This is a genomic window from Absicoccus sp., from assembly GCF_034090965.1.
GTDB lineage: Bacteria > Bacillota_I > Bacilli_A > Erysipelotrichales > Erysipelotrichaceae > Absicoccus > Absicoccus intestinalis.
On record NZ_JAXDRQ010000020.1, the window covers coordinates 1 to 13,628 of the forward strand.

Annotated in this window: 9 protein-coding genes and 1 pseudogene; all 10 read right to left on the bottom strand. The window is 37.7% G+C overall.

The features are described from left to right. Positions 1 to 161: 161 nt before the first annotated feature. Positions 162 to 2,276 carry a polyphosphate kinase 1 gene (ppk1, locus tag SOS22_RS03040; RefSeq protein WP_320325161.1) on the bottom strand — a complete coding sequence of 705 codons (2,115 nt, stop codon included), beginning with the start codon at positions 2,274 to 2,276 and terminating at the stop codon, positions 162 to 164. Then, positions 2,269 to 3,177 carry a hypothetical protein gene (locus SOS22_RS03045; RefSeq protein WP_320596283.1) on the bottom strand — a complete coding sequence of 303 codons (909 nt, stop codon included), beginning with the start codon at positions 3,175 to 3,177 and terminating at the stop codon, positions 2,269 to 2,271. Before SOS22_RS03045 ends, ppk1 begins: the two co-directional genes overlap by 8 nt. Positions 3,178 to 3,272: 95 nt before the next feature. Continuing rightward, positions 3,273 to 4,208 carry a glycyl-radical enzyme activating protein gene (locus SOS22_RS03050; RefSeq protein WP_320325163.1) on the bottom strand — a complete coding sequence of 312 codons (936 nt, stop codon included), beginning with the start codon at positions 4,206 to 4,208 and terminating at the stop codon, positions 3,273 to 3,275. Beyond that, complete coding sequence (locus SOS22_RS03055; protein ID WP_320596284.1) at positions 4,171 to 6,516, bottom strand: formate C-acetyltransferase/glycerol dehydratase family glycyl radical enzyme; 2,346 nt, start codon at positions 6,514 to 6,516, stop codon at positions 4,171 to 4,173. Before SOS22_RS03055 ends, SOS22_RS03050 begins: the two co-directional genes overlap by 38 nt. 65 nt (positions 6,517 to 6,581) lie before the next feature. Further along, positions 6,582 to 7,427, bottom strand: a complete 846-nt coding sequence (locus tag SOS22_RS03060) for an HAD-IIB family hydrolase (RefSeq protein ID WP_320325165.1) — start codon at positions 7,425 to 7,427, stop codon at positions 6,582 to 6,584. Beyond that, the gene (gene rlmD, locus SOS22_RS03065; protein WP_320596285.1) at positions 7,424 to 8,698 is read right to left on the bottom strand and encodes a 23S rRNA (uracil(1939)-C(5))-methyltransferase RlmD; all 1,275 of its coding nucleotides are present in this window, start codon (positions 8,696 to 8,698) and stop codon (positions 7,424 to 7,426) included. The genes SOS22_RS03060 and rlmD overlap by 4 nt, the downstream gene beginning before the upstream one ends. Further along, positions 8,695 to 9,465 carry a putative RNA methyltransferase gene (locus tag SOS22_RS03070; protein ID WP_320596286.1) on the bottom strand — a complete coding sequence of 257 codons (771 nt, stop codon included), beginning with the start codon at positions 9,463 to 9,465 and terminating at the stop codon, positions 8,695 to 8,697. Before SOS22_RS03070 ends, rlmD begins: the two co-directional genes overlap by 4 nt. A 34-nt stretch (positions 9,466 to 9,499) precedes the next feature. Continuing rightward, positions 9,500 to 10,690, bottom strand: a complete 1,191-nt coding sequence (gene thiI / locus SOS22_RS03075; RefSeq protein ID WP_320325168.1) for a tRNA uracil 4-sulfurtransferase ThiI — start codon at positions 10,688 to 10,690, stop codon at positions 9,500 to 9,502. Next, positions 10,674 to 11,804, bottom strand: a pseudogene (locus tag SOS22_RS03080) (cysteine desulfurase family protein). The gene thiI and the pseudogene SOS22_RS03080 overlap by 17 nt, the downstream one beginning before the upstream one ends. A gap of 3 nt (positions 11,805 to 11,807) precedes the next feature. After that, positions 11,808 to 13,568, bottom strand: a complete 1,761-nt coding sequence (locus SOS22_RS03085; protein WP_320596287.1) for a septation ring formation regulator EzrA — start codon at positions 13,566 to 13,568, stop codon at positions 11,808 to 11,810. Between the last annotated feature and the right edge of the window lie 60 nt (positions 13,569 to 13,628).

Consider the following 13,628-nt stretch of genomic DNA (forward strand, 5'->3'; position numbering starts at 1 on the left):
CCTGACATCGTTTGTTTCTTTCTCGAAATTGACGTGTTTCTTGGTTTCCTGTTCAGTTTTCAAAGATCGTCGCTCTCTCAAGCGCTTTTTAATTTAATCATATTTCTTACCTTTTGACAAGTATTTTTTTAAAAAAATTGTAAAAAAAAAGGTAGATAGGTTCATCTACCAAAAATTCGATCCAAGAATTTGAAAAGACCGGATTTTTTCTCATACTTTACCTTTTTATTAAGTGCCAATTCTTCTGCTTTTTTCATGGCATAATTTTGCGAATCAAAGAGTGTTTCCGTACCTAATTTCGCATAGGTACCATCTTTCATTAAAACACGACCCTTTACATCATCTTTGAATTGATCCTTAAAATAATCTAAGATATCCTGTTTTAATTTTGGTTCATCGATAGGACAAGCCACTTCGACTCGTTTTTCCGTATTTCGCGTCATGAAATCCGCACTAGAAATATATACTTTTTGTTCATCACCAACACCAAATGCATAAATTCGTGCATGTTCTAGATAACGACCAACAATACTATGGACTTCGACTTTTTCTGTATAGTGTGGCAAACCTGGAACAATACAACAAATACCACGAACAACCATTTTGACTGGTACCCCAACTTGGGAAGCTTCACTAATCTTTTTAATTAAATCAACATCCGTGATCGAATTCATCTTTAGTAATATCTGTGCTGGTTCATTATTTTCTGCTTTTGTGATTTCTTTATCCATCATTTCCAAAACATGAGACTTTAAACTAACTGGCGAAACCAACAATCGATTATACGTTCCTTTTGTATTGCCTAAAGCCATATTGTTAAAGAAATGCATGGCATCTTCACCAATGTCGGAACGCGCCGTAATAAACGAATAGTCAGTATATTGATGACTGGTTTTTTCATTATAGTTACCCGTACCAATCTGAGTAATATGCTGAATGCCATGCTTCGACTTTCGAGAAATCATACATACTTTCGAATGCACCTTATATTCATCAAAACCATATTGAACACGAGCACCAGCATTTTCGAGGATTTCAGCCGCTTCAATATTTCGTTTTTCATCAAATCGCGCACGCAATTCCATTAAAACGCTCACTTCTTTGCCATTTTCCAAAGCTTCCGTCAAATAATGAATAATACGGCTATTCTTCGCTAAACGATAAATCGTCATCTTTATAGAAATGACATCCGGATCATTGGCGGCTTCTTTTAATAAATCAAGGAAAATATCAATGTTTTGATAGGGATACAATAATAAAACATCGTGATTTAATACTTGTGGGATGATCTTGCGATCACGATCGACATAAATGCTTTCCTGCGCTTTAAATGGCGGATAAGATAAATATCCCAAATGAACCTTTTCGGCATGCTCGGTCAACGCAAATAAGTAATCCATCTCTAAAGTAGATTTAGAAAGAAAAGCTTGCGCTTTTTCCAAATGTAGTTTTTTACACAAGAATGCAATGGATTCTTCATCTGCATCTTTATATAGTTCCAAACGAATTGGCGATAAACGATCTCTTTTCTTTAAGATCTTTTTCATATAATGACGATAATCTTCATCTACATCAATTTCTTTTATGTTTAGATTGATATCGGCATTACGCGTAACACGTATGATCGTTTTATATAAGATTTCATTCTTTGGGAAAATAGATTTGACCATGTAGTAGATCAATTGTTCCAATAAAGCATAATTTCCTGAACCATCTTCAAAATAAATGATTCGATCGATCACTGTAGGCACAGGAACGATTCCATAAACCGTTTGATCATTTTCTTTCATTCGCACAAAAATATATTGTTGCTTATTTAATAAATGTGGAAATGGATGTTGTAGATCAATAATTTGTGGAGACAATACTGGTAAAACATGTTCTTCAAAATACTCATCCAGATATTTGGATTGTTTTTTTGTGAGATTTTTTTTGTGCACACGAAATAGATGGATATCTCGCATCGTATGCTCGATCTCTTTCGCTATCGCATCTTTTTTCTTATACAACGTATGTGTCCTTTGATAAATGGCATGCAATTGTTCCTTTGGCGTCCAACCACTTCGCCGATCGTGATGTTCACTGTCTACTAAAGACATATCGTATAAACTACCACAACGAACCATATAGAACTCATCTAAGTTACTTCCAAAAATAGCTAAGAATTTCAATCGTTCCAATAATGGAACATCTGGATCAGCTGCCTCCTCTAAAACACGTTCATTGAATTTCAACCATGATAATTCACGATCTTGTGTAAATGGATACTCACGCATGCTTCAACACCTTATCTATCATATAACCCTCCCGTACACCATTCGTGGAGACTTGAATATTTTTAGCTCGACTGTACTGGGCCACACTTTGAATCAGCAATAACCCCGGGAACATGGTATGCACCCGGTCCGCCTTTACTTTCAAGAATAAGCGAATGGTCTCTTTTTCATCTTTTGATAATAATTTGATCAGTTGTGATAAATCTTCAGGTTTGATCACAAAACGATTCGCATCAACCATTTTTAAATGAATCATCAATTCACGAATCGCACGCATGCTACCACCTGTCACCACTAAATTCTCGACTCGAAACATACCCTTACTAGGCTCGGCACTTTTTAGTTCCTGTTTCACCCGATCTTGGATGGCTGTGATTTCATTCTTTGTCGGAATGATATGATCGACATATTCATTAAAAAGATTTAACGAACCAACTGGAAGAGAACATACAAAACCAATTCGTTTTTGGTCATATAATACAATTTCACTACTTCCTCCACCGGTATCCATATACATACCATCTGCGTAATGAATCCCTAATAAAGCACCATCAAACGAAATCAAACCTTCTTGGGCGCCGGATAAGATCTCAATTTGTATATGACAATGCGTAGCTACTTGATCGAGTACTTCCTCTGTATTTTTGATATTTCTTAGAGAAGCTGTCGCAAAGGCTTCAATCACATCGATATTCAATAGTTGTGCTGTTCGTCTAAAATCCAACAAACATTCAATCAATGCATCGATTCCTTCTTGTGACATTACTTTCTTTTTTACATACGAAGCCAAACCAACGGCTGACTTTTTCGATACCAATAAAGAAAAATTTTCATTCTTCACCTGGTAAAGATTCATTCGCACGGTATTGGACCCAATATCGATAATCGCATATGTTCTCATAGTATATATTATAAACCTCCCCATTTTCCTCTGTCGTAAAGTTTGCGTAAAAAGCGACCCCCTATAAGAGATCGCTTGCTCTTGATTCTATTATACTACTCGATGACCAAATGTTTGATACCGGATTTTCGCGCAATGTCATAAAAATGCTCCATTTGACGCGAAGAATATAATTTTGGATTATCTTCAAAACAATATTCCATATCCAAATACGCATACTTAGACTGTGCCATGGGATTATAATTTAAGATCTCATAATGGACTTCAGGATCACACGATACCAGAAATTCACTGATTTTTTGAATATTTTCATCCGTTGCTGTCATTTGCGGAATCAGTGGTGTTCGTACGATCACATGGGCATGATGCGTCAACACATAGCGAATGTTTTCAAGAATCATTCGATTGGAAACACCCGTATAGCTTTGATGCTGCTCATCATCCCAACATTTACAATCACAATAAACTTGATCGATATAAGGTAAAGCTTGTTGAATATGATCTAATGATGTAAATAAAGTGGTTTCGATGGCTGTGTGAATACCTTCTTTTTTGGCCGCCTGCAATAAAGCTAACAGAAAATCGAATTGATAGAATGGTTCTCCACCACTGATGGTCAATCCACCACCATATTTGAAAAAAGCCTTATCTTTGCGAACTTCTTTCATGGCTTGTTCCACGGTATAGGCTTTGGCATCAAACCGCATTGCCGTGGTCGGACAGGCATCGACAATGGCTTGCCAATCTTCGGGCTGGTTCCGATCCACACAAATTCGATTTCCAAAGTAGGTTACGCCTTGATGTTTAGATGCATGTACACAACTTAAACAATGAATACAATGATTGGACATATATAGAATTTGTGGTTTTGGTGATAATCCTTCAGGATTTTGACACCAAGCACAATGTAACGGACAACCTTTTAAAAAAACCGTTGTTCGAATGCCTTGTCCATCATGTGTCGCAAATCGTTTAAAATCAAAAATATAGCCTTTAGATGTTGTCATAGGTTGTTCTTGCAATGATTTCATTTTGCAGATCTCCAGCTAATTCGGTAAAGTAGGCCGTATATCCAGCCACTCGAACCGTCAAAGAACGATATTGTTCTGGATGCTTTTGCGCATCCAATAAATTTTGTCGACTCACGACATTGAATTGAATATGTGGAATTTCTAGATCTACAAAAGTTCGCAAAAAGTGACAAAATTTGGTGATACCGGTTTCGGTCTTAAAGAAATCAGGTAAAAATTTCATATTTAATAAACCACCATTGGTCGTACAAGCATTATCCATTTTTGATACGGATTTTAAGACCGCGGTTGGTCCTTGTAGATCTCTTCCATATACAGGTGATAATCCACCATCTGCTAATGGATCTTGCGCTAAACGACCATCCGCACTAGCCCCCACATTCTTGCCCATAGGCACATGGGCACTGACCGTATACATACCTGTATGATAAGAACCATGACGATAATTTCTATGTTTGCCCAATTCTTTACGGAAAAAGCGAGCCCATTTTGCGCCCAATTCATCCACCCATTCTACATCATTGCCATACTTTGGTACCCGATGCAATAATGTTTGACGCATGATTTCATCTCCATCAAAATTAGTTCGTAATGCATGTTCCAAATCTTGTGGCGCAATGCGTTTTTCATCATAAACCATCTGTTTGATAGCGGCCAAAGAATCTGCTAAGTTGGCGACTTGGATCATCTGGATACCCGATAAATTATAGTGGGCCCCACCAGCTGTCACATCCATTCCCTTTTCCATACAATCATCGATCACTGCGGATAAGAAAGGGGTTGGTAAGACATCGATATGTGCTTTTTCAACAGCTTCACAACAAACCAACATCTTATCCATAAAATACAAGATCATCTTTTTATAGGCAGCTTCTAGGTCTTCAAATGTTTTATACGTTGACAACGAACCAAAATCCGGGCCTAACTGTTTTCCTGTTAATAAACAGACACCATGATTTAATGTCAATTCCAATACTTTATTCAAATTAAACATGGCTGCATCGCTCCAACCTAAATTATTTCCTTGGGTCGTCAGTTCTACACAACCAACAATGGCATAGTTCATCGCATCTTTATGAGAAATACCTAACTGTTCCAGCGAGTGTATGATGGCCTTGTCATTAAAGAACTGTGGCATGCCACTACCCTTTGATACACAGCGAACGGCATGTCTTAATAAAGCATCGTTGGTATGTTCATGCAAACGAACAGATAAATTCGGCTGTGGCAAACCAATATCTTCTTGAGCATCCAAAAATAAATGGGATAATTCATTGCAATGATCATTGCCCTGTGTATCTTGTCCACCGATAGCCACATTAAAACCGATTGGGAATCCCGCAAAATATTTTGCACTATTTTTATTGCGCAAATAGACAATTTCATTAAATTTTAACCATAAGCATTCAATTAATTCCAATGCATCTTCTTTTGTCAAAGTCAGATCATCGATATCTTTCTGATAGTATGGATACAAGATCTGATCCAAACGTCCTGGTGAAAAACTCGAAGCATTCGATTCCATATGCAAGATGACCATTAAAAACCAAAGCGACTGCAATGCTTCATGGAAAGTGTTGGCTGGTTTTGTCTGTAAATGATGACAAATGCGAGCTACTTGCATCAGATTCTGTGCATGATCTGGACTTGTTTTCGCTGTTTCTTTCAATAAATCCTCATATCGTTTCATGAAGATTTGTACACCTTGCATCACTAAGCGGACACATTCATAAAACTCTTTTTGTTCGGGTGTGCAATTTTCAAGCTTACGATTGGCTTGATCGATATATCCTTGTGGTCCTGTTTCTAACCATTCTTTCACATTGGGGCAAATATGACCTTGTGCATGATCCGTTTGATTGATTTTCACTACCGTTGAAATGGCTGAAATTTCATCTCCTGCTCGATCATGGACGATATCTTCTAAACTTTTTCCTTTCCAATACGGGACAATTTGTTCACGGAACGTCCGGATATCTTCTTGTCGAACCAAAAATTTATCTTGTGGACGTGTGGGGATGGTCTCAAATTCACGATCCACCCATGAAATACCACTTTCAGGAAACACAACACCATAACGAACGCCTTTCGTTCGATTGCCCACGATCAATTCATCGGGTTCTATCCCAATTTCAATTTGGGTCAATGCATTATATAAAGCCTTTGCTCGTTTGACTTGTTTTGAATCTTGTTCATTTTCTTGATAGGTCTTGGTTATGATCAAAGCTTGTTCAATACTTACATAACGTGGTTGCGATAACATCTTCGTTTTTAAATTTTGAATACGTTGTATTTGTTCTGCTCTCATATTTCTACCTCTTCGTGCTTATTATATAATACATTGGCTATTTTTCAATAATTTGTTATTGTTATTTATTTATTTTTATTTTTTATTATTGTTTCTTCCATGTGTATTGGTACACTATACGCAGAATTTGGCCCTAAAATTTTATATGCATAGGATTTGATCTTTTTAGAAGCATTCGATGGGGCATACGAATAGCGGAACGCTTTCATCATATCCATATCGTTTCCACCATCTCCATACACGGCCACATCATCATCAACCAGCCCTAAATACTGTGTCAATTGATGGATGGCCATGCCTTTATTGACTCCTTTGGCTGTGATTTCAAAAAAATCAGGTCGAAAGGGGGCATTTTCAATTTGATGGCCATGCCGTGAAAGAAAATCATATACCTCTGCTTTTCGTTGGGGATCATCCACTTCTCCATTGATCTTATAGATGGGTTGAGAAGCAATAGCTTCTGGCGTTTGATCATATCGATAATCCGATAACCAATTTTCCATAGTTTCTACATTCATAGATCCACCAAAAAAGTTTCGTTCATGATAACGCGCAAAAATAGCGGAATAAGATGCCAACGTGTATTTGACTAATTTGCCATTATAATCAAAGGAAAGATCTGGAAATGTTTTTGCGAATTCAAATACAAAGGAAGATTCAATGGGTCGTTCAAAAATGATATGTCGATTCCAATTAAAAACCATGGCTCCATTCATACATATGGTATAGATATGTCGATCACCAAAATCTAAGCTTTTCTTATGGAGCGGATGCATGTCTCTACCTGTCGCTATCGCAAAATCACGTTGATTTTCTAAGACAAAATCAATACTATGCAGGATCCTGTGATCGAGTTGATGATTTTCATTTAATAAGGTTCCATCTAAATCACTCACAAACAGTTGAATCATTTCGTTTTCCTTTCCAAATAAACAACGGTTTCTACCAATGGTGTTTGTGAAAACATATCCAATGGCTGCACGTTTTGAATGGTATATTGTTTGGTCAAGATAGCCAGATCTTTTGCCAGCGTACTTGGATTACACGAAACATAGAGGATGGTGGGAATATGTTTTTGTAAGATCGTTGATGTCATGTCTTCTAATCCTTTACGTGGTGGATCAACGATCAAACAATCGATAGGCTCATTGGTTGTCATCAATTTTTCATTGGCATCCCCACAAATAAACGATACATGGGTACAATGATTCCATTGTGCATTGATCTTTGCATTTTCAATCGCATCTTGATTGTATTCAATTCCATATATAGTCTTTGCTTTATTTGCTACAAACAAACTCATGGCACCAATTCCACAAAAGGCTTCCATGAGGGTATGGCAGTTGGGGGTCCATTCTTGTACGAGCTGATACAAACGTAAAGCTTGTTTGGTATTTAATTGGAAGAAGGATCGTGGCAATAATTGACAATGAATAGGGCCTAGTGTGATTTCCATTCTCTCTTTTCCAGATAGATGGATCATGGTATCACCAAAAATATCGATACGATCATCCGTCTTGATCGATTGCCAAATAGATACGACCGAATCGATCATTGATAATGCCGCAATACACGTTTCAGGTAATGTTACATTTTTGGTCACAAGGATCATTTGCACCTTTTGATCAAACGATTTGAGAACCAAACTCAACAAATTTTCCAAATGAAATTGATCAAAGATTTCCAAAGCCTTTTTTCGGACCAACTCAATTTCTTTTTCATGAACAACACATCGATCGATCGCAACAAAATCATGCGTATGGGCGGCATACATACCAGATTGCCAATGACCATGGACCTTTTGGAGCGGTAACTTACACATATTACGATAGCCCAGTGGATCAGGGTTTTTTATGATGGGTAAGATGGGACCTTGATAGTTCGCATATTTACGCAATGCTTCTTTGACCATCTGACTTTTCATTTTACATTGTTCCTTATATTGGGCATGCATCAAGGCACAACCGCCACAAGTTTGCCATTTCGCACATAAAGGATAACGACGACGCGAAGATGGAACGATCAACCGATCCATTTCACCCATACAATATTTTCTTGTTTCTTTCACAATATGATATTCAATTTCTTCTTGGGGCAATGCATACGGAATGAAGACTGGTTTTCGATGATAATAAGCAATACCTTCCCCATTAATTCCCCATTTTTTTATCGTTGTTTTCATACTCTTCTCCAAATATCAATCACAAATTCAAAGGTGATTTCTTTTCCTGCACAAGCTTTCACACGTTCCAAACCTTCTTTGGGACTTTTATATCGATAGGGTGTCATTTCTAATAGATGCCATACATCATCCACCCATTGTTTTGATGTGATGATTTTTTGTTCTTCATGCAAAAAGCCTTGGCGTTCTGATTCTGGCATTGGATTTTCATTCACGTGTTCATAGAGCATTTTCTTCAATTCCCAACAATGATGAGGTCCAGGTCCGACCGTGATCCAGATTCCTTGAGGCTTTAAAATTCGTTGTATTTCTGCACTGGCATAAGGAACAAAAATGGAAAGAACACCATCGCAACAATTGGATTCAAAAGGCATAGAAAAGATACTTGCCACAATATAGTGACCCAATTTATCTTTTTTAGCTGCATATTGAATGGCATCTTTGCTCAAATCAATTCCCCATACTTGACTCACCGATGAAAAAGCTGAAGTATAATATCCTTGTCCACAACCTGTATCTACGATGGTTTCAAAATGATAGGACTGAATGATCTTTACGAGTTGATCCTTTAAGAACGCATAGTGACCCTGTTCCAAAAACGCGGTACGTGCCTTGACCATTTCTTTATTATCACCTTGATGTTTTTTTTGTTTCAAAGAAAGATTCACATATCCTTGTTTAGCAATATCAAAACTATGATGATGGCCACATTCCCATGTGTGTTCTTTTCTTTCTAAGGGCATATAACAAATTGGACAAACTAACATAGATTCTCCTTTTAAAAAAAGGTGGAACATCCACCTAAAATAAATCTTCCTGTGCTGCCTGTGGCCGAACCACAATATCCTCACATTGATCGATACAGTCTTGAACCATCGATGTCCAATCCCAACGTGCCTCATATTTCTCACAACGATCGATTCGTGGTTTTGTGGCAGGGGCTTTGGGATCAAAAATGGTACAACAATCTTCATAAGGAAGAATCGACGTTTCATAGGTACCAATCTTTCGTGCTAAATCAATAATTTCTACTTTATCCATACAAACAACCGGCCGAATCACTGGCATGTTCGTAACGGCATTGATCGTTTGCATACTTTCTAAAGTTTGTGAAGCCACTTGTCCGACGGATTCTCCCGTTCCAATCGCCTGGGCATGTCTTTTTTTAGCCATACCATCCGCAATCCGCATCATCATACGTCGCATCAAGGTAATAGCATAACTTTCATCGGCATGTTGATAGATTGCAAGTTGGAGTTGGGTAAAAGGAATCACATGAACCAAAATTTCACCTTGGTATCCACTCAACATTTGTGCTAAAGAAAGAACCTTATCTTGGGCATTTTGGGAAGTATATGGGGGAGCCGCAAAATGAATGGCTTCAATATGTACACCCCGTTTCATCATCAAATAACTGGCAACCGGTGAGTCGATGCCACCACTTAAAAGCACCATGGCTTTCCCGCCTACGCCTACAGGATATCCACCTGCTCCGGCACGTCGATCCGTCATGATATAGGTAGAGTCTTGATGGACTTCAATCACAATTTTCACATCGGGATGGTGGACATCCACTTTCCACTCACTATTTCGTAAAATTTCACCAGCTACTTTACGATTGATCGTATCAGAAATGTAAGGAAAGTTTTTATCCGAACGTCGTGCAGCTACTTTAAATGTCTTTGGCGTAGAGAGATCAACACTATTTTTGGCTGCTTGAATGATCGCATCCATATCGGATGGCACTTGGATGGCCAATGAAAAAGAAGAAATACCAAATACCGTTGCAAGTACATCACTCACTTTTTCCGGATCTTCATCATGTAAATAGATATACATACGATCATGTTGTTTTTCATATTCCAATGTCGAAAAATTGGCAAGGGCCTTTTTTACGTTGTGATATAACTGTTTGATAAATGAATTTCGATTCTTTCCTTTTAGTGACAATTCACCATATCGAATCAAAATATGATCATAACGATAGTCCATAGTCTCTAATGATCTCCTTACAAATTTCAATAAATTGTTTTGCTTCATCCATTGTATTTAAACCCGAAAAAGATAAACGAATCATATGCGTTGCTTCCTTTTTGGATTTTCCCATCTCCAATAAAGTATGTGATTCATTGGCACCATGACTAGAACAGGTGCTCTTGGCCGAGACACAAATATCATGGGCATCCAATGCATTCAATAATACTTCACTGGTCAATTGATCAAAACCAATATTTAAGATATAAGGCAACGCATCTTCAGGCGAATGAATATGTGCGCCTGGTATCTTTTCCAGTTCTTCTCTTAAATATGTATTGATCTTTTGAATCTTATCATAACTTTCTTTTTGTGCCGATAAAGCCAAACGAATTGTCTTTGCGAGCACAATATTAGTAGGTGCATTTTGCGTTCCACCGCGCAAACCATGTTCTTGTTAACCACCTTGAATGATTGGTTTGATTTGAACTTTTTCTTTTTTCATCAATAAGCCAGAACCTTTTAAACCATGGATCTTATGAGCTGAAATCGTAGCCATATCCAATATTTCAAAAGGAACATCAATTTTTGAAAAACTTTGAACACAATCCACATGATAAGCACATGTTGGATTTTGATGCACGACTTTTTCAATCGCACGGATAGGATTGATAGCTCCCATTTCATTGTTGACATGCATAGTGGATACCAAGATCGTATCTTTACGCATATAGGATCGAACACATTCCGGCGTAATGATTCCTTTTTCATTAATAGGCATCTTTTCCACATCAAACCCCAATGTAGCTAATACATCCGCTGCATGATCCACCGATGGATGTTCTACATTACTAATAAGGATATGTTTGCCTCGTGTCGTATTCGCTAAAGCATACCCGATGATTGCCATTGTATTGGCTTCACTTGCACTGGCTGTGAATAGAATTTCACTACCTTTTACCCCTAACATATGGGCAATTTTTTGGCGTGCCGTTTCCATCAACCCATTGGCTTTTCGTCCTACTTGATGAAGACTATCCGGATTTCCATAGGTAGTAGCTAGGAGTTGCTTATAAACGGCAAGGACCTCCGGTGCAAGGGAGGTCGTTGAAGAATTATCAAAATAAATCATAGGCTACACCTGATTCATGACAGCGGGATCTTTTTTCGCAATCAATTTTTCATAGGTTCCAGGATGTAGATTTTCAATGGCTTGGATTGCGATCTTCAAAGCGCGGGTATATTCACCATTTTGGAAACACAATTCAGCACGCGTCAAATCGGTATTCATAGAAGGATGGGCAGAGCGGAATCGATTTCCAAAAACGATCGCATTTTCAACCATCACCGCCACACCAATCAAATTGTTAGCATTGTTGTAAAGCTTATAAACAAAGTCAATCGCATCTTGTAGATCGGCATTCAAAGTTGGAACATCCAGTGGCGAATGAGATAATACAATTTGCACACGACTGATCAAATCTTCGGCTTGTTGAATGTCTTTTTCGAATTGCGAAGAAATACTTGGCAGATGACGTGTAGCGGCATTCAAACGCACTTCATTCAAGATCAATTGCAATTTGACCAATTGTTTTTGTGCTCGTGATTCATCGCTACTTGCACTGATCAATTTTGATTTCATTTCGTCAATTTGTGTTTTAAATTCATTGATATCCGAAACAAATTCACGATAATAGCGCACTACTTCTACCAATGGAGTTTGATCCGCTTTGATTTCTTTTTGAAGTAAAGTAGCTGCTTCTTGCACATTGCCCATTTGTTCATCGGCCAAAGCAAAACGATGGGTCCAATCTTCCAATCCAAAACGATCACGAATATTACCATACATCTTTTTGATATCATTCAATTCAACTTGAATTTCAGATACCGTGATCAAATTTTGTTCCAAGCCACCATGAATCTCATCATAGGCCGCTTTTTCTTGAGAGATCGCATCTTGTAGTTTCAAGACACCATCACCAATCTGACTGATCAACATTTGTGCTTCTTTCAGATTTCCTACATCAATTCGATGTTCTGCTTCTTTTAATTGACTGGCTGCTTCATTCAAATTCTTATTGATTTCCAAATATCTCAAATTCACATCGGCTTGAGATAAGTCTTGTGCATTCTGATTGATTTCCATCATGGCAGCCGGAATGATAGATTTGGTTCGTTCATACAGATCCGGGCATAAGGCAATTTCACTCGAAAGTGTATCAATCGAAGTGGCAATCTTGTTTCCTTCATCTTTGGCTTTGTTGAATTCGCATGCGTACATCCATTCTTCAAAATTCGAGAAATCATTTTCAATTTCTTGGAACCGAGAATCAAAATAGGTCGTTGCCTTGTAAAAAGAATTACGATTTGTCGTATAGACTTGACGCACATTTTGATAACGTTCCTTCAATGCATTCGCAAAATCACGAACTTCTGTTTCTTTTTGTAAAATATTATCCAAAGCTTTCGTCACGATACGAATGCGTTCACGCGCATCTTTTAAAGATGTTTCCAATTCATCCATGCGACGCATGGCTCTTTTTGTATGATGTCCTTCTAAAGCATCATGTGCTTTCTCACAAAGGGTATCACATTCATCCATACCTTCCATGCATACATTATATTTCGGAGTTAATTCATTGACACGTTCCATGATATCGGCATTCACTTTTGCGAATGCTTTTGCTTTGTTGAATTTATAATCCAATGAATTATTTCTAACAGCATTTACATCTTTTTCTAATTCTTCAAATCTTGCACTTGCTTTGCGACGACGCACATGATTGGAAAAAATAACTAATAAGATGATCACCAAAACGATGATACATATATATATCAACGTAGCCAACGTGATACGTGATTGAATAAATGATAAAAAGTCGGTTACAGATTGCATCCAAATTCCTCCTTAAAAAACTACTGTCATTATAGCAAAACTTACTATGTGTTTCCATGA